The sequence below is a fragment of the Bacteroides xylanisolvens genome, assembly GCF_018289135.1.
Lineage (GTDB): Bacteria > Bacteroidota > Bacteroidia > Bacteroidales > Bacteroidaceae > Bacteroides > Bacteroides xylanisolvens.
Map to the genome: position 1 here is coordinate 6,146,598 of NZ_CP072216.1, position 19,798 is coordinate 6,166,395.

10 protein-coding genes are annotated in these 19,798 nt (G+C 42.8%); 7 read left to right on the forward strand and 3 right to left on the reverse strand.

What is annotated here, in order from left to right:
• Nucleotides 1-31: 31 nt before the first annotated feature.
• The 4 genes from INE92_RS24990 (at nucleotide 32) to INE92_RS25005 (ending at nucleotide 10,608) form a co-directional block, all read left to right on the forward strand.
• On the forward strand, nucleotides 32-3,082 hold the full coding sequence (locus tag INE92_RS24990) for a SusC/RagA family TonB-linked outer membrane protein (RefSeq protein WP_195436062.1): 3,051 nt from the start codon (nucleotides 32-34) through the stop codon (nucleotides 3,080-3,082).
• A 21-nt stretch (nucleotides 3,083-3,103) separates the two neighbouring features.
• Entirely contained in the window at nucleotides 3,104-4,825 is a 1,722-nt protein-coding gene (locus INE92_RS24995; RefSeq protein WP_015532404.1) for a RagB/SusD family nutrient uptake outer membrane protein, read from the forward strand.
• Nucleotides 4,826-4,902: 77 nt separating this feature from the next.
• Entirely contained in the window at nucleotides 4,903-7,038 is a 2,136-nt protein-coding gene (locus INE92_RS25000) for a rhamnogalacturonan lyase family protein (protein ID WP_015532405.1), read from the forward strand.
• A 171-nt stretch (nucleotides 7,039-7,209) separates the two neighbouring features.
• Nucleotides 7,210-10,608 carry an exo-rhamnogalacturonan lyase family protein gene (locus tag INE92_RS25005; protein ID WP_195436061.1) on the forward strand — a complete coding sequence of 1,133 codons (3,399 nt, stop codon included), beginning with the start codon at nucleotides 7,210-7,212 and terminating at the stop codon, nucleotides 10,606-10,608.
• On the opposite strand, the gene INE92_RS25010 is transcribed toward INE92_RS25005, so the two are convergent.
• The 3 genes from INE92_RS25010 to INE92_RS25020 all read right to left on the reverse strand — a co-directional run bounded on the left by INE92_RS25010 (nucleotide 10,589) and on the right by INE92_RS25020 (nucleotide 15,965).
• Nucleotides 10,589-12,349, reverse strand: a complete 1,761-nt coding sequence (locus INE92_RS25010; RefSeq protein ID WP_004301572.1) for an ATP-binding protein — start codon at nucleotides 12,347-12,349, stop codon at nucleotides 10,589-10,591. The two genes, INE92_RS25005 and INE92_RS25010, sit on opposite strands and share 20 nt — an antisense overlap.
• A gap of 712 nt (nucleotides 12,350-13,061) precedes the next feature.
• Nucleotides 13,062-14,696, reverse strand: coding sequence for a rhamnogalacturonan acetylesterase (locus INE92_RS25015; RefSeq protein ID WP_195436060.1), 1,635 nt, complete (start codon nucleotides 14,694-14,696; stop codon nucleotides 13,062-13,064).
• Between the two features lie 129 nt (nucleotides 14,697-14,825).
• Nucleotides 14,826-15,965 (reverse strand): glycoside hydrolase family 88/105 protein, encoded by a 1,140-nt coding sequence (locus INE92_RS25020; protein ID WP_004312573.1) that lies wholly within the window; start codon nucleotides 15,963-15,965, stop codon nucleotides 14,826-14,828.
• 244 nt (nucleotides 15,966-16,209) lie between these two features.
• Here INE92_RS25020 and INE92_RS25025 point away from each other — a divergent pair, with 244 nt between their 5' ends.
• From INE92_RS25025 to rhaM, 3 genes are read left to right on the forward strand one after another with little or no spacing between them, the layout of a single operon-like run.
• Nucleotides 16,210-18,051, forward strand: coding sequence for a rhamnogalacturonan lyase (locus tag INE92_RS25025; RefSeq protein WP_004312572.1), 1,842 nt, complete (start codon nucleotides 16,210-16,212; stop codon nucleotides 18,049-18,051).
• Nucleotides 18,052-18,054: 3 nt separating this feature from the next.
• Nucleotides 18,055-19,464, forward strand: a complete 1,410-nt coding sequence (locus INE92_RS25030) for a glycoside hydrolase family 88/105 protein (protein ID WP_149951308.1) — start codon at nucleotides 18,055-18,057, stop codon at nucleotides 19,462-19,464.
• Nucleotides 19,465-19,483: 19 nt separating this feature from the next.
• Nucleotides 19,484-19,798, forward strand: a complete 315-nt coding sequence (rhaM, locus tag INE92_RS25035; protein ID WP_004308498.1) for an L-rhamnose mutarotase — start codon at nucleotides 19,484-19,486, stop codon at nucleotides 19,796-19,798.

Sequence of the window (19,798 nt, forward strand, 5' to 3'; positions counted from 1 at the left end):
TAGATTAAAACAATATTGAATATTGATTTATATGAGAAAAAATAAGATTCTGATACTGGCTTTACTGGTTTGTTTGAGCATTCCGGTCAGAGCGCAGAATACAGACAACAACATTATAGGTATTGTTGTTGATAAATCGGGAAACCCAGTCTATGGAGCGTCCGTTAATGTGGAAGGTGGCGCAGTGGAGACCCGGGTTGAAACTGATAAAGATGGTAAATTCGAGATTGCGGTCGAGAAAGGACAACGCTTGAGTGTCGTTTCTGTCGACAAAGGCTCTACCACAGTTGTGGCAAAGACTGATGGTCCGATGACCATTGTGATGGGATATGCAGCTCAGACTATTGATGTGGGAGCTAACCGGACATTCAATCGTCATGAATCAACGGCAGCAGTTTCTACCACCTATAATGAAGAGTTTAATAAGCGGTCTTCCCGGAATATATCCAATTCTTTATATGGATATGGATTGGGCCTTACTACTTTGCAGAATGCGGTCAGTACCGGGTTAATGGCAGATCCTACCTTTTATGTACGTGGTTTGCAGAGCTTGTCAAGTAGTACACCGCTTGTGCTGGTTGACGGTTTGGAACGAGACATGAGCTTGGTGAGTCCGGAAGAAGTAGAATCCGTTTCCATCCTGAAAGATGCCGCGGCTGTGGCATTGTACGGATACAAAGGAGTGAACGGTGCGATCTTGATTACGACGAAGCGTGGTAAGTACAAAACAAAAGAGATAACCTTTACGTATGATCATATCATTAACACACAGTCTCGACGTCCGGAATTTGTGGATGCGGCTACGTATGCTTCTGCAGTGAATGAAGCGCGTGGATATGAAGGTTTGGGAGCTCGGTATACTCCGGAAGAAGTCGATGCTTTCCGTAATGGAGTAGGCAGTGGAGGGGCTTCCCGTATGTACCCTTATCTCTATCCTAATGTGAACTGGATTGATGAAACCTTTAAAGACAGAGGAGTGTCTAATAAATATACGATCGAATTCCGTGGAGGAGGAGCAAAGTTCCGCTACTATACTATGGCGAATTTATTAACAGACAAAGGGTTTATCAAAACCCCGAATGCAAATGACGGATATTCTACACAAAATATGTATTCACGTGCTAATTTGCGTACAAATCTGGATATTGATTTAACCGCCACTACCAAATTGAAGTTGAATCTTCTCGGTACCTTGTCCGAATCTCGGATTCCGGGGGCTTCGGTTAACCTATGGGATATGATTTATTCGATTCCTTCTGCAGCTTTTCCGGTTCGTACGGAAGATGGCAGTTGGGGAGGAAGTACTACTTGGGCGGGGACGTCGAATCCTGTCGCACAATCGCAGGGAGCTGCTTATTCTAAAGGACACTCTCGTAGTTTGTTTGCCGACCTTACCTTGTCACAAGATTTGTCTGGTTTGCTGAAAGGATTGGGAGCTAACTTTCGTTTAGCTTATGACAACTATTCCAATATTCTGGAAGATCATAGCAAAACTTATACGTATGCCGGTTATGCAACAAGCTGGACAACTAACGGGCCGTTTTATACTGCCATTTCAGGTGGCGAATCCAGTGAAATGGGTTCGGGTGCGGGTATTGACAATTGGGCGCGTCAATTTAATTTTGCAGGTAGTGTAGATTATAATCGTTCATTCCAAAAGTGGGATGTGTATTCTCAATTGAAATGGGATTATGAATATCGTGATTCATACGGTCTGAACACTACTATTTATCGGCAAAATGTTTCTTGGTATAATCATGTAGGTTTCTCTAATCGCTATTATTTGGATCTGGCATTGGTTGGTTCGGCTTCCAGTTTATTGGCACCGGGACATAAATGGGCTTTTTCTCCTACCATTTCTGCTGCTTGGGTACTTTCGGAAGAAAAATGGTTGAAAGATGTGTCTTGGGTGAACTTCTTGAAATTGCGCGCTTCGTTTGGAGTGATCAATGTTGATTATCTGCCTAAAGACGGAAGTACTACCGTATATGACTATTGGGACCAGATTTATACGACTACCGGTACGCAATATAAGTTTAACAGTAGTTACGACTCTGAATTCGGAAGTACTATTATCGGTCGCTTGGCAACTGCTAATTCGACACATGAGAAAGCGTATAAATATAATGTTGGTGTTGATGCTATGTTGTTCAATGGATTGAATGTGACGGCAGAAGGCTATTATCAACGGAGAAAAGATATTTGGGTTTCTTCCGAGGGTAAATATACCGATGTACTGGGAGTTGATGCTCCGTTCGAGAATGCCGGAATCGTTGATAGCTATGGTATGGAACTAGGACTTAACTATACGAAAAGGTTAGGAGATGTAGTGTTTAATCTTGGCGGTAATTTTGCTTGGAATAAGAATGAAATTAAGGAACAACTGGAAGAACCGCGTTTGTATAAGAATCTTGTGCAAACAGGAAATCGGTTGGGCCAAGTATATGGAATGGTAGCTGAAGGTTTCTTCAAAGATAAAGAAGATATAGCAAACAGCCTTACACAAAACTTTACTACGGTAGTGCCGGGAGACATAAAATATAAAGATGTGAATGGAGACGGAATCATTGATGCTAATGACAAAACTGCTATTGGTTATAGTACGACAGCCCCGGAAATTTATTATTCTTTCCATTTGGGAGCCGAATGGAAAGGGATTGGGGTAGATGTAATGTTTCAGGGAACAGGTAACTATTCTGCTTTATTGAATACGAAGAGTATGTTTTGGCCATTGATAAATAATACGACACTTTCTACTCATTATTATGAGAATCGTTGGACACCGGAAAATCAAAATGCCAAATATCCTCGTTTGAGTTCACAGAGTAATGCCAATAACTATCAGGCTAATACGGTTTGGTTGGCAGACCGGTCATTCTTGAAGTTGCGTAATGCGGAGGTGTATTACAGATTCCCGAAAGAATTGATGAAGAAGACTAAGATATTGGGGAGTGCCAAGTTATATGTTAGAGGAACAGACTTGTTCTGTTCAGATCACATTGATGTGGCAGATCCGGAATGTTATGGTGTAGCGACTCCGCTGAATAAGAGTGTAGTAGTCGGTGTTACGATTGGTTTTTAATCATAAAAACAAAGCGAAAGAATGAAACTGAAAAACATTATCTACGGAATGATGTGTGTAGTCACACTCGGTTCCTGCTCAGATAAGATGGAATATCATGAGTACAATAACTATGATGAGGATTTTGTGAAGCTCAACTTCGGTAATGTGGGAGGGCTGATAACAAATATCTATTTGTCCATGGATGTGGACTTTGGAAACTATAGCGGGGCAATTCTTGGTTCTGCTACTGATGAGGCTGAATATGCTTATTCGGGAAATCAGATTGAAGACTTTTACAATGGTTCTTGGAGTCCGTCAAATGCTAAAAGTAGTATGTGGACGTCCTGTTATGAAGGGATAGCCAATTGTAATTTATATCTGGAGAAGTTTACCGGACTGACATTTCCCGAGTTGGCTTTGAACAGTGATTATGCACAACAAATGTTCCGTTATACCAATTACCAGTATGAGGTGCGTTTCCTTCGTGCATATTTCTACTTTAACTTGGTACGGCAATATGGAGATGTGCCGTTTAGCGACCATATATTAACAGCCGAAGAATCGAATACATTGTCGCGCAGGCCGGCACAGGAGATTTTTGATTATATCATAGCCGAATGTGATGATATAAAGGATAAGATTATTGTCGATTACAGTAAACTGGGAGATATGGCATTGCCTAGTAGTCCGGCGGAAACAGGACGTGCCAACCGTAAAACGGTATTGGCCTTGAAAGCTCGTGCTGCGTTGTATGCGGCAAGTCCTTTGTTTAACCCGACTGATAATAAAGAGCTGTGGTATCGTGCAGCTAAAGCCAATAAGGAAATTTTAGATGACAGTAATGGATTTGCTGAAAAGGCAAAACTCTTAGTGGAGGATTATTCATCACTTTGGAGTAAGGATAATTACAATGACGCTACTAGTGAATTGATTTTTCTCCGTCGTGCCACTACTACCACTAATTCTTTTGAGGGATATAACTTCCCGGTAGGGTTGGAAAATTGTAAAGGTGGAAACTGTCCCACACAGACACTGGTGGATGCGTATGAGATGAAGGATACAGGGTTGCGCCCGGACGAGTTGGATAACTACGATCCTACTAATCCTTATTATACCAACCGCGACCCTCGTTTCTATCTGACTATTGCCAAGAATGGAGACGAAAAATGGCCTAACTGGAATACTGTTCCTCTGCAAACCTATCAGGGCGGATTAAATGCGGAACCTTTGAGTGGCGGAACTCCGACAGGTTATTATCTGAAGAAGTATTGTCAGACGGCAGTAGATTTGCGTGCCGGTACAGCTTCAAAGACCTATCATTCATGGATTACGTTCCGTTTTGGAGAGTTCTATTTGAATTATGCGGAAGCTGTATATAAGTATCTGGGTAGTCCGTATGCAACGGACAGTGAATTTACAACTTCGGCTGTAGATGCTATCAAAGTAGTCCGTACACGTGCCGGAATGCCCGGATTCCCTCAAGGGATGACCAATGATGCTTTCTGGAAGAAATATCAGAATGAACGTATGGTAGAATTGGCTTTTGAAGGACATCGTTTTTGGGATGTACGTCGTTGGAAGGAGGGGGACAAACATTTCAAGAACATTGTTGAAATGAAAATTACGAAAAATGGGGATGATATTTATACGTATGAGCGTAAGGTAAAAGAAAGAAGTTGGGATGATAAGATGTATTTCTTCCCGATTCCTCAGAGTGAAAAATCGAAAAATCCTAATTTGGAGCAGAATCCGGGTTGGTAACTTAACCGGAATACTGATGAATAGAAATAGGATATTCTTGCATAGAACGGATGTTTATAGAATAAAAAACGAAAGAAATGAAGATACATTATATAATATTGGGGCTGTTTTATTTGCTGGCTATAGTTGCTTGCTCAGATAATGACCCCGTCGTTGAAGTGAACAATGGCAATCAAACAGAAGAATTGCCTCCTCTGCCGACCGAAGTCATAACGGGTAGCCGCGCCATGTGGGTGAGTTATGATCCTATTTCGGCTTCTGATCCCAATAACGCATCAGGGATTGCATCCGCATTGATTAGCTGGAGATTATTGAAGACCGATCCGTCTAATGTTGCTTTTGATATTTATAAATCAGTAGACGGTGAGACGGAAGTGAAATTGAATGAAGAACCTATTTCAAATACGACTTCCTGGGTGGATGCAGATATTGATGTATCAAAAACGAATGTATATCGGGTTACTCTTGCTAATCAGGCTGAAACGCTTTGCGATTATACATTTACTTCTGAAATGGCAGAAAAGTTTTATCATGAAATTAGATTAAACATGAATGTACCCGATGCATCGATTACATATTCTCCTGATGATATTCAGCTAGGTGACTTGGACGGTGACGGTGAATTAGAGATTGTGGTGAAGAGAGAACCATACGACGGAGCGAATATGGGAGTTTGGTTTAATGGTACTACTCTGTTGGAAGCATATAAAATGGACGGGACTTTCTTGTGGAGGATTGATTTGGGAATTAACATCCGTTCCGGATCACATTATACTTCTTATATCTTGTATGATTTTGATGGTGACGGTTTGTGTGAAATTGCTTTCCGTACTTCCGAAGGTACAAAGTTTGCCGATGGCAAGATTATCACTGACGCAAATGGGAAAGTGAATGATTATCGTAATCGTCAAACAGATGGTAAAGGTTGGTACTCCGGAGCGGCTATTGCGAGAGATCAGAATGACCCGTCTACAGCTACTACTTGCGGTTTGATAATGGAGGGTCCCGAATATATCTCTATTTGCAGGGGATATGACGGACGTGAAATAACTCGTATAGATAATATTCCACGTGGAGGAGAAGGATCGAAAGTATCACGTGCCAAGTATTGGAGTGAATATTGGGGAGATGATTTTGGCAATCGTATGGATCGCTTCTTTATCGGTGTTGCTTATTTGGATGGTATTCCTGATGAAACAACCGGAGCGCGAGTGGCTAATCCTAGTTTGATAATCAGTAGAGGTATTTATAAGAATTGGCAGGTTTGGGCACTTGACTTAAAAGGTAATGAATTGGTTCCACGTTGGAAGTTTGATACAGCAGATCATTCGTCTAAATGGTTAGGGATGTGTTCACACTGTTTCCGTGTTGCTGATTTGGACGGTGATGGAAGGGATGAGATTTTGTATGGTTCGGCAGCTATTGACGATAATGGAAGCGAGTTATGGTGTAGTGGAAATGGGCATGGAGATATATTGCATGTCGGAAAATTCATAAAAGACCGTTCCGGATTGCAGATTGTTGCTTCTTTTGAAGAGTCAAAAGATTATGAAGGTCAGGGAAATGGATATGCCTGTCAGGTGATGAATGCAAGAGATGGTAGTATGATTACCGGTCATGGACGAAATTTACCGGCAGATGCAAGTGATGTTGGGCGTTGTATAGTAGCGGATGTTGATCCGGATAGTCCGGATTTTGAATATTGGTCTTCTACACAAGAAGGTATGTTTAGTTGTAATGGTACCGGATTGGTTTCTACTACATATCCTACTGGAATTGGTAGCGGAGTGATGTATAATGTGGCTATTTATTGGAGTGGTCAATCTACTAGGGAAATGTTAGACCGCGGTTGTATTGTGAGCTATAAAGCGAACCCTGATGTAAACAAGTCAAATAAGAATCGTCTGATATCTTTTGACCTTTATGGTAGTAATCAGGGAAATCATGCCTCAAAATATAATCCTTGTTATTATGGTGATTTTTTGGGTGATTACCGTGAAGAGGTTATTTTAGGCTCAAGTGATTATAAATCAATCTATATATTCTCAACGAATCATCCTACTACACACCGTCTGCCACACTTGATGACCGACCATAACTATGACATGTCTCAGGCTATGCAGAACATGGGATATAATCAGGGAACTAACCTGGGTTATTATGTAGGCGCCGAAACTTTGAAGTCATCCGAAACGGAAGAACCGAAAGAATAAGAAAAATCTTATTCTATTTAGTATAAGTTTATAAGGAAAGAACAATCCGGTTACAGTGTCGGGTTGTTCTTTTTTTCATAGTTGAACGAATCGCCATATATATGGATAATATTCTATTTCTTAATTGATCGGCTCTCCCTACCTTTGTAAGGTGAGATAGCAAATATACATATGAAAAAACTCTTTATCCTTTTGTTCCTCTTCATCACTTTAGGAACAAACGCACAAAACAATAAAGTTTCCGGCCTCAACGCCCGCCAGTTTCATAAATATTGGAAGGTAGAGTCGGAATCTCCGGATTATAAAGTGACATTTCAGGGTGATACCGCTGAAATACTGTCTCCTAAAGGCCTTACTTTATGGAGGAAAGAAAAGATGAGCGGGCGGGTAACCATTGAATATGATGCATGTGTAGTTGTAGAAAAAGAAGGAGACCGTTTGAGTGACCTGAATTGCTTTTGGATGGCTTCGGATCCCAAATATCCTGATAATATATGGAAACGTGAGAAGTGGCGTAGCGGAATCTTTCTGAATTGTTATTCTTTGCAACTCTATTACATGGGATATGGTGGAAATTATAACTCTACTACACGCTTCCGTCGTTATGACGGCAATGAAGCAGGAATCACAGATCCCAAAGTACGTCCTGCCATATTGAAAGAATATACAGATACCGAACATTTGCTAAAAGCGAATCACTGGTATCACATTAAGATAACAAATGAAAATAATAGGGTTAGTTATTACATAGACGGCAAGAGACTGGTGGACTTCCGCGATGCCGAACCTCTGACAGAAGGATGGTTCGGCTTTCGCACCACCTTATCCCGTACCCGCATTACAAACTTCCACTATGAATGTTTACCACCCCAAACGTCTACTGTTCCTTTACATTGGATCGGCAATACTCCTGAACAAGACAAAGCTGTAAGCTTCGGAGTTCCTTTTGATGAAGGCTACCTATTTCCTGAAACTTCATTGCGACTAAAAACAGATAGAAATCAAGAGATTCCGGTAGATACTTGGCCATTGGCTTACTGGCCGGATGGTTCCGTGAAATGGAGCGGAGTTGCCGGAGTCATTCCTGCCGGAACAGAAAGACTGACATTAGAAAAAGCCCCCCGGAAAGCAAAAACTATCAATAAACAGCCTAATGCTTCTATTGCAATCACTGAAACGCCTGAAGATATTCAAATTGAAACAGGGCTAATTTCCGTATTTATTCCCCGACGCGGAGATTTCCTGATTGATAGCCTATTATATAAGGGAACTAAAGTAGGAGAGAAAGCGCGTCTGATTTGTAATACGCAAAACGAGCCGATTCAAGAAAATACATCTCAAATATCTTTTACTCATTACATAGGAGAAATAAAATCAGTAACCATAGAACGTCTGGGCTCTGTACGGGCACTTGTAAAGTTGGAAGGGATACATCGGAACAGGAATAAGAAGATTGATACGAATCACTCTGAAGGGGAAGGGAACTATGCGAATAACTCTGATATGAACAAACGGAATAACCGTGAGTGGCTTCCTTTTGTGGTACGTCTCTACTTTTATGGTGGTAGTGAACAGATCAAAATGGTACATAGCTTCATCTATGACGGAGATCAGAAGAAAGATTTCATTCGTAGTTTGGGTATCCGTTTCGATGTTCCTATGCGTGAAGCTCTGTATAATCGTCATATTGCTTTTTCGTGTGCAGATGGAGGAGTGTGGAGCGAGCCGGTACAACCATTGGTAGGGCGTCGCATACTCACTTTAAATAAGACAGATAATAAGAAAAACAGTAATGAAAAGAAAGATGCACAACAGATGCCGACTGATGAACCCTCCCTGCAACAGCAGCAAATGGAAGGCAAACGTATTCCGCCTTATGAATCTTTCGATGAAAAGAACCGCTCTCTGCTCGATAACTGGGCTTCATGGAATGACTACCGTCTGTCTCAACTCACTGCCGATGCTTTCTCCATTCGTAAACGTGCCAATAACGATAATCCTTGGATAGGAACCTTTTCCGGCACACGTAGCGATGGATATATTTTTGTCGGAGATATTACCGGAGGATTAGGACTTTGTATGCATGACTTTTGGCAGTCTTATCCCTCTTCTATTGAAATTTCAGACGCACGAACCCCGGTAGCTACCCTTACCGCCTGGTTGTGGAGTCCGGAGTCCGAGCCTATGGATTTACGGCATTATGATCGTATAGCTCATGACCTGAATGCCAGCTATGAAGATGTCCAGGAAGGTATGAGCACGCCATACGGCATTGCCCGTACAACTACGTTGACACTGATCCCACAAAGTGGCTATGCCGGAAAAAAGGCTTTTGCTGATTATGCCAAACAATTTTCTAGCCCTAGTCTGTTAATGCCAACCCCGAATTATCTTCATGCCCGCCAGGCTTTCGGGATATGGAGTCTCCCCGACCGTACTACTCCATTCCGTACTCGTGTAGAAGACCGCTTGGATGCTTACATTGACTTCTATCAGAAAGCAATCGAACAAAACAAGTGGTACGGTTTCTGGAATTATGGTGATGTGATGCACGCTTATGACCCTGTTCGTCATACCTGGCGTTACGATGTCGGAGGATTTGCCTGGGACAATACGGAACTGGCTTCTAATATGTGGCTATGGTATAATTTCCTGCGTACCGGGCGTATTGATATTTGGCGTATGGCAGAAGCTATGACGCGTCATACAGGCGAAGTGGATGTCTATCATATCGGTCCCAATGCCGGATTAGGCAGTCGGCATAATGTAAGTCATTGGGGATGCGGAGCTAAAGAAGCGCGAATCAGCCAGGCCGCCTGGAACCGTTTCTACTATTACCTTACTACAGACGAACGTTGCGGTGATTTAATGACTGAAGTGAAGGATGCCGACCGCAAACTCTATGACTTGGACCCTATGCGCCTGGCCCAACCTCGCAGTGAATATCCTTGTACTGCTCCCGCCCGTTTGCGTATTGGCCCCGATTGGCTGGCTTATGCCGGTAATTGGATGACAGAATGGGAGCGCACAGGTAACACAACTTATCGTGATAAAATAATAGCAGGAATGAAAAGCATTGCCGCCCTGCCTAACCGCCTTTTTACCGGCCCCAAAGCTCTAGGATTTGATCCGTCAACAGGGATCATCACAACCGAATGTGACCCCAAACTGGAAACAACCAACCATTTAATGACGATCATGGGCGGATTTGAGATAGCCAATGAAATGATGCGTATGATTGATATACCCGAATGGAAAGACGCCTGGCTTGACCATGCTGCACGTTACAAGAAGAAAGCATGGGAGCTTAGCCATAGCCGTTTTCGTGTTTCCCGCCTGATGGCTTACGCAGCTTATCACTTGCGTAATACCCAAATGGCTGAAGAAGCCTGGAAAGATTTGTTTACCCGGTTGGAACATACACCTGCACCGCCTTTCCGCATCACTACCATACTTCCGCCGGAAGTACCGTCTCCATTAGATGAATGTACGAGCATTAGCACGAATGATGCTGCTCTTTGGAGCTTGGATGCTATTTATATGCAGGAAGTTATTCCGAAGGATGAATAGCAGAAGCATTTATTTCTTCACATTTCACCATATCCCAACCTTGGAACTGAATTAATAATAGGTGAAGTGTCGTTCCAGTAGCCAGTTTCTGCACAACTTTATCCTTACTGTATCGCAACAGTTGCTGTCTTCCTTCTTCTGCTTGGGCTTCAAGTTCAGCATTGGTAGCTGTACGTGTAGCGTATTTCAACTCCAGGATATAGCTGTGTTCTATATCGGAATAACGCATTTTGTCCGGCAATAGGAAGAAGTCACAATAGCCATAGTTCATTTCCAGTTCCGGCTGTACGAGATAATAAGAAGCAATGGCAAGATAGGCTTTTAGGAAACCTTGCAGGTTTCTTTCCCCTTCTATCGCATCTCGTATGGAAGAGTTCTCCCGATAGGCACGGGCGATGGTTTCGAAGAATGGTTGCCAATGACCATCGAAGGCGAAATCATCTATCAAGTCTTTCAGATGTGAAAGATTCAGGGTATGGGCCTGTTGATAGTAGTCGCGCAAGAATCCAAGGTACTGCTCGCGCACACAATTGTTAGGTATGCACATTTTCAGACGGTCGCCACGGGTGCCGCACATGGTAAGTAAACCATAATAATAGAGCAGGCTTCGGAAGTTCTCTATATCTGCTATCTTTTCTGACGGGAACGAAGTATGTAAGTCTACCAGTATTTCACCTTTTGCCGCAATTTCTTCGATAGTACTCATGCGGCTTCCCTCATGGGTGTTGTCGTGGTCAATGCGTGCCAGCATTTTCAGTTTACTGTAATCCGTACGGATATTCTTGTCTACCATATTTTCGGGTGGACGGTGAAAATCAATTTGGTTACGTAAATAGTATAAAGTCATATCGCAATTAAACACACGGTCGTTGTCCAAAGATGTTCTGGCGAAGCAATAATTGTCATACCACGGTTTCATTTCTGTAATCATCGCTTCTACATCACCGACCAGCTTTCCATTTTGTTGGTAATAACGGAGCATTTCACGTACTTCAGTTTCATCAAATCCTATCATGGCATTAAAACGGGAATCAGTCGATATATTCCAGTCAATATTATACCCGCTAGATAAATCATCCAGTGTGATAGGGCTGACTCCCATTAGGAAAATTCGGTCAAACATACCTTTGAACTGCTTGAAGTATTCACGGTAGAAGCCGCTGGCATGAGTCAGGTCATGGAACATTTTCTGTCCGTGTTCGCTCAATATGACGTTGGTAAAGTTGTCATATTCGTCAATTATCAGATAGAGAGGATATCCTTTTTCTTTAGCCTTTACTTCTATATATGATAATTTTGCTTTAGCGCTTTCAATGCTTTCTACTGTTGACTTGAAATCTTCATCATAATAAGATGCGTATGCATGGGCAAACTGGTTGATGATGATACTGCAATATTCATTAAAGCTACTCATCAAATCTGCTCCCGGCAGTGAGCAGCCTGCTTTTGAGAAGTCGAAGAAAAGGACTTGGAAACTGTTATGTTGTTTGGTTGGACGGCTTCCTATCCATAAGTCACCGAAATACTTGTCGAAGTTATCCTTCTGTATTATGTCGTAATAAGTACGCATCATGCTTAGGAATAAGCTTTTTCCGAAACGTCTCGGACGAATAAGGAAAAGGTAACTGGGCATTTCCTCGATAAGGGGCAGATACATGGTTTTATCGACGAAATAGAAGTTTTCGTTCCGCATCCGGTTGAAGTCGGATATTCCGTATGGTATTCCTTTCACTTGGCTCATATTGGCAGGCTTTTAATTTGTACAGGCAAAGTTAATCTATTCCGTGGAATAAATCAATGATTTGCGACTGTATTATGTTGGATACGAACATTCATTTTTCCCTTGAATGGGGATGAACATATCCTGTCCAGATGTTCTGTTTTTAAGATTATATTAGAAAATAACCGTTGCGAAATTGATGAATCAGAGAAAAAACTGCATAAATAAGTGCAATAATATGCAGAAATATAGGCGAAAAGTGAATAATATCAGACAGAATATGCGTCTTTTCTAACGGAAAAAGAGTTCGTTAGGTTTAAACCAACAGGGTGATCCTCACCGATGAACGCTATCTTCCTCACCGATGAACTTGTCCTTCATCGGTGAGGAAGATATAAATGTGCTTTTTTAAGCTAGTTTTTCTCTGATTTATCTGGACTTTTGAATAAGAAAATAATAACATAATGGAAGATTAATCCCTGAATCGATATCGACTTGCAAGTGTTGTAGGATAAAATAGGTGTGAAATGCTAGATAAACTCTATAAATGATAAGAATGAGGATTTGCGTGTTGACAAATGTCGGAGCTTTTTTATTCTTCTTCATCTGCTATGCTGTTTTCTCCATTCTGCACTGCTTAAATATTCCTTTTTTAAGATAGAATATTTAAACAGTCCGGATAGTCTATATTTCCCTTTAGTCCTTTGCTATCTTTACAGGATTCTCTTTCGTATTATTTCAAATACTCTTTTAGCGGGCAATCACTCTTTTTCAACCCTTCAGCAATACTTTTGGCGTTCATGTGCGCTCCTTTCAAAGAAGTATGTGTATGGTCGTGATTGTAGTAAGCTGCAGCTTTCTTCACACCTTTCTTTTCAAGTTTATCGGCACTAATCTTATTCAAGTCAATGAAATAAGCTCCCGTAGCTTCCGCAGCTTCACGTGTCCACTTGCCAAAAGACTCGGTATTACGTTCTATTTTTCCATCTTTCCATTTGTTGCGTGGCGTATGACTAAGAACGATGGGAATGGCACCTTTCTCCTGAACATCCATGATGAACTTTCGAAGATACCAGCCGAAAGTATAAACAACTTGATATTTGCCTGTCTTTTCCATTAGAAAGACTTTGCTCTCATCTCCCGAACCGCGCAATTCGGCACGGGCTTTCCCTTTGTTTATATCTCCTGCATCATTATGTCCGAACTGAATCAGAACGAAGTCCCCCGGTTGCAAGGCATTGTATACCTTATCCCAACGACCTTCATCGAGGAAAGTACGTGCACTACGTCCTGCCATCGCACGATTTTCTACAGAAATTTTATTTAGATTGAACTCGTCAGCAATTACGCTTCCCCAACCCCACATACCGTTTTTGTCTTTATCTTCATTTCTGACCGTACTATCTCCGATAGTAAACAATACCGGACGTCCCTCTTTCCGACTGGAATCTGTCACTGTATCTTTCTCAACAGGTTTCAGATAATTGGCTAATTCCAGTCCTTCATACGCACGTATTCCGTCAGCAGCAGATTCAGCATTTACTTTAGCACCGAAAGCACTTGTATGTATACGGTCGATGTAGAACATATATTTCACCTTATTCTTGCCGAACTTTTCAAATTTGCGGGCACTGATATCATTCAAATCAATAAAAGGAACATGCTGTTCTTCGGCTACTTGCTTTGCCCACAATCCAAAAGTCTTGTTGACACGTGTGATGATGGTGCTGTCTTTGTCTTCCCAAGCATTGCGGGGAGTAAGCGAAAAAAGGATCGGATGAGCACCTTTGGCTTTTACATCTTGAATGAAACGACGCATATATTCCCCGTAGGTATATACGGTTTCTTTTACTCCGGTTTCTTTAATCGTTACGTTCAGTGTATCTTTGCCAATTCCGGGAATGGAAGCACGGGCACGTCCGCTGTCGTATGGGCCGTTGTCATTGTGCCCTAGTTCGATGATAACCCAGTCTCCCGGGCGTACTCCTTTGATTACATCCGGCCATAAACGGTTATAGAAAGTACGGCTACTGGTTCCACCCAGTGCATGATTTTCTACAGTAATCCGGTTAGAGTCGAAATAATCACCTGCATAATAGCCCCATCCCCATTGTCCGTTGTTGCCGTTTCCTAAAGTTCCGGTACGCATGGTAGAGTTACCTACCAGGAACAGAACAGGGTTGTCACCTTTCCGGCTCGAACCGGCTTCCGGTCGCGAGGTACGTGCTTTATTCAGGCTGTCCAGCGTGTTGTCAATTACTTGATTGACGTCTGCCATGGGAGCGGAAACTTTATTTTGCGCTTGCAGTTGCAAACTAAATGTAATGGCCATCAGCCAACATATATACGGGAATAATTTGTTTTTCATGAATCTGTTTTCTTTGAAATCCCTCACTGACCGGTGTCTAAACAGTCAGTGAGGGAACTAGCTACTAACTAACCTCTAACTAAACCTAATGAATGATTATCTTTAAACCTAATGAAAAAACTGTCTATGTTATTTTAATTTATAAACTTCTGTTCCGGCAAGCAGGAAACAACCGACTCCGTAGTCTTCAAAGTCGGGCACACTCTTATAAGTAACCGGCTGTCCGTCTTTAGGCTCTTTGCCTGTTCCCTGCACATATCCCAGGAATCCGTTCGGATGTACGGCATCTTTCACCATAGCGTTCCATGCTTTTAAAAGGACGGGAAGATATTCTTTGCGGTCGAGCAGTCCGTTGCGCACTCCCCAAGCCATGCCGTATACAAACAGTGCTGTTCCGGAAGTCTCTTTACCTCCGAAGTTCGTCGGATCATGAAGACTCACATTCCAGAAACCATCTTCACGCTGACATTTTTTAAGTGCCTTGCTCATAGCGAGAAAATCATTTATATAGTCCTGGCGATGTGTTTCATTGGCAGGGATTTCATCCAATACCCGTACAAGAGCTGCATATACCCAGCCATTTCCACGACTCCAGTAGCAATCTTCTCCATTCGGTTCTTTGTAAGGAGGATCAAAGTCCTGATCGCGCCACCATAAGCAATCTTTAGGATTATACATTCCGGCTTCTCCGTGCACGTTACGAGTGTAAGAATACATATCCCACATCTTATCGTAGTATTTCTGTTCACCGGTCATTTTTCCAAACTTTGCGTAGATTGGCATTGCCATCTGGATAGCGTCAATCCACCACCAATCGTTCACCTGCGGAGTGTTGACTACCATATCGATACTTGCTTTTATATTCCGGATCATATTCGGATCGGACGGACACATATTATAAAGGTCGATATAAACTTGTCCGCAGCAATGGTCGTCTGCGTTACGGGTGGTATTGCCGTTTCTCATTCCCCATTTGTGGAAATCAGCCCAATCGTAGGCATACTTATAATAATCCTCACGAGGGTAAATGCCATACAGAGCCATTAATCCTTCATAATATACGCCTCTCGTCCATATATTGCTTGGACGAACTCTGCCATAGAAAGAAGGCAATGTGTAATCGGCATACTTTTTCATAAAGTAGTCGTTTACTTTTACGATAGTCTCTAAAGTCTCTTTTTGTGCAGGTAACTCTTGTGCCATGACCGGCTTTCCTGTCATAAGACAAAGAAGAGTTACTGTAAAGAATGAGAGTAGTGATTTCTTCATGGTGAAATAATTCTGTTTTATTAATTGGGTGTTCATTCTAATTTTCATTGGCAAAGATAAGGGACGCACTTTTCTTTTTCAATGGATTTCCGTTCAGATATATTCATTTTTGTTCACCAGGTAGTTATAATGCGGTTTAAAAGTGGGCTATATGATGATTTCTACATAGATCTGTACAATATTCTATTTTATAAGTAGGCTGTGCCGCTTACTTTTGTGTTGTAAATTGATTAACGATAAAACTATGAAATGCATAAGTGCTTTTTTAAGTCTGTGTCTGATAGCTGCTTTTGTAGTGGCGCAGCCGAACTATGACTTTTCGAAACTGAAACGCGAACATTTGGGACGCGGGGTAATTGCCATCAGAGAGAATCCATCTACTGTTGCCGTGTCTTGGCGTTATCTGTCCTCCGACCCGATGGACGAATCTTTTGATGTTTATAGAAACGGTGAAAAGGTAAACAAATATCCGATAAGAAATGCGACTTTCTTTCAGGATATATATAAAGGTACGGAATCCGTACTTTATACCGTCAAAGCTATCCAATCAAAAACGGAAAGCAATTATCAATTGCCGTCCGATGCTCCGGCTGGTTATCTGAACATTCCGCTGAATCGTCCTGAAAACGGTACGACTCCGGCAGGGCAAAGTTATTTCTATGCTCCTAATGATGCCAGTATCGGCGATGTGGACGGTGACGGGGAATATGAGATTATCTTGAAATGGGATCCGTCGAACGCACATGATAATTCGCATGACGGTTACACCGGAGAGGTATATTTCGATTGTTATAAATTAAACGGGCAACATTTATGGCGCATTAATCTGGGACGTAATATACGTGCCGGTGCACACTACACCCAGTTTATGGTGTTTGACTTCGATGGTGACGGTAAAGCGGAAGTAGTAATGAAAACCGCCGACGGAACAGTGGACGGAAAAGGAAAAGTGATTGGAGATGCGCAAGCTGACTATCGGAATGAACAGGGACGTATTTTGACCGGACCGGAATATCTGACTGTCTTCAACGGACTGACAGGAGAAGCGATGCAAACAATTGATTACGTACCGGGAAGAGGAAACCTGATGGACTGGGGAGACAATCGTGGTAATCGTAGTGACCGCTTTTTGGCTTGCGTAGCCTATCTCGACGGCATCCATCCTAGTGTTGTGATGTGTCGTGGGTATTATACCCGTACAGTATTGGCAGCATACGACTGGAATGGAAAGGAACTGAAAGAACGCTGGATTTTCGACAGTAACCATCCCGGTTGTGAAGACTATGCCGGACAAGGTAATCATAACCTTCGGGTAGGTGACGTAGACGGTGACGGATGCGATGAGATTATCTACGGCTCGTGTGCCATCGACCATAACGGCAAAGGGCTGTACACAACGAAGATGGGACATGGAGACGCGATTCATCTGACTCATTTCGATCCTTCCCGCAAAGGGTTGCAAGTATGGGACTGTCACGAAAACAAGCGTGACGGAAGTACGTACAGAGATGCGGCAACCGGAGAAATACTTTTCCAGATAAAAGATAGTACAGATGTCGGGCGTTGCATGGCGGCTGATATTGACCCGACCCATCCGGGCGTTGAAATGTGGTCTCTTGCTTCCGGAGGAATAAGAAATATAAAAGGAGAAGTGGTGAAAGCCCGTGTCAGAGGATTGTCATGTAATATGGCTGTCTGGTGGGACGGTGATTTACTGCGCGAACTGCTGGATAGAAATATAGTCAGCAAATATAATTGGAAGAAAGGAGTCTGTGAGCGTATAGCCATTTTCGAAGGAGCTCTTTCCAACAACGGAACGAAGGCAACACCTTGCCTGCAAGGAGATATTGTAGGCGACTGGCGGGAAGAAGTACTGTTGCGCACAGCCGATAATACCGCTTTGCGACTTTATGTCTCTACCATTCCCACTGATTACCGCTTCCACACCTTTTTGGAGGATCCTGTTTATCGCATCAGTATCGCTACCCAGAACGTAGCCTACAACCAGCCGACACAACCGGGATTCTACTTTGGGCCGGATTTGCAGGGAACCCTATTCAGAGGATGTAAAATACCTAAAAAATAAAATATGAATATTCGTATCATAGCCATTACTTTGTTGCTGATAGCTTTGCCTGTCAGCGCACAGAAAAAGAAAACTGTAGTGAATGACTCAAACACCCCTTTGCATTTATTGCAACCTGCTTATCAGGGCACGTATGGTGATTTGACACCGGAACAGGTAAAGAAAGAGGTAGACCGTGTATTTGCTTATATAGATAAGGAGACTCCCGCCCGTGTGGTAGACAAGAATACGGGTAAAGTGATTACCGACTATACAACGATGGGAGAGGAGGCACAACTGGAGCGTGGAGCTTTTCGTTTGGCAAGTTATGAATGGGGAGTGACCTACTCTGCCTTGATAGCGGCATCCGAAGCTACGGGCGACATACGCTATATGGATTATGTACAGAATCGTTTTCGTTTTCTGGCCGAAGTAGCACCGCATTTCAAGCGTGTTTATAAAGAAAAGGGGACAACGGACCCGCAGTTGCTTCAAATCCTCACTCCGCACGCACTGGATGACGCAGGAGCCGTATGCGCGGCGATGGTGAAAGTCCGTTTGAAAGATCCCTCGCTTCCTGTGGATGAACTGATATGTAATTATTTTGATTTCATCATTAATAAAGAGTATCGTCTGGCAGATGGAACTTTTGCACGCAACCGTCCGCAGCATAACACTCTTTGGCTGGATGATATGTTTATGGGTATTCCGGCAGTAGCACAAATGAGTTATTATGACAAGGATCAAAAAGATAAATATCTGGCAGAAGCAGTGAGACAATTCCTGCAATTTGCCGACCGCATGTTTATCCCCGAAAAAGGACTGTATCGTCACGGATGGGTGGAAAGCAGTAGCGATCATCCTGCTTTTTGTTGGGCGCGCGCCAACGGTTGGGCTATGCTGACGGCTTGCGAACTGCTCGACGTTCTACCGGAAGACTATCCTCAACGTGCGAAAGTGATGGATTATTTCCGGGCTCATGTACGTGGAGTGACAGCCTTGCAAAGCGGAGAAGGACTTTGGCACCAACTGCTCGACCGGAATGATTCTTACCTGGAAACTTCCGCTACTGCGATATATGTATACTGCCTGGCACACGCCATCAATAAAGGATGGATTGACGCCATTGCTTACGGACCGGTTGCTCATCTGGGATGGCATGCCGTAGCCGGCAAGATAAATGCGGAGGGGCAAGTGGAAGGAACCTGTGTCGGTACGGGAATGGCTTTCGACCCTGCTTTTTACTATTACCGTCCGGTCAATGTATATGCGGCACATGGTTACGGACCGGTTCTTTGGGCAGGTGCGGAAATGATTCGCTTGTTGAAAAATCAATATCCACAGATGAATGACAGTGCCGTTCAATACTACCAGGTGAAACAAAAGACGACAGCACCTATTTTTGCTATCGACACAGAAGAAAAGAAAGATTAACTTTAAATAGATTGAAACCATGAAACGAGAAGCATTTAAAATGTATTTGAAACCCGGATGTGAAGCCGAATATGAAAAAAGACATGCTGCCATCTGGCCCGAACTGAAAGCACTGCTTTCACAGAATGGAGTGTCGGACTATTCGATTTACTGGGATAAAGAAACAAATATCCTGTTTGCTTTCCAAAAAACGGAAGGGGGAGCAGGTTCGCAGGATTTAGGCAATACGGAAATCGTACAGAAATGGTGGGATTATATGGCGGATATCATGGAAGTGAATCCGGATAACTCACCGGTATCCATTCCTTTGCCGGAAGTGTTCCACATGGATTGA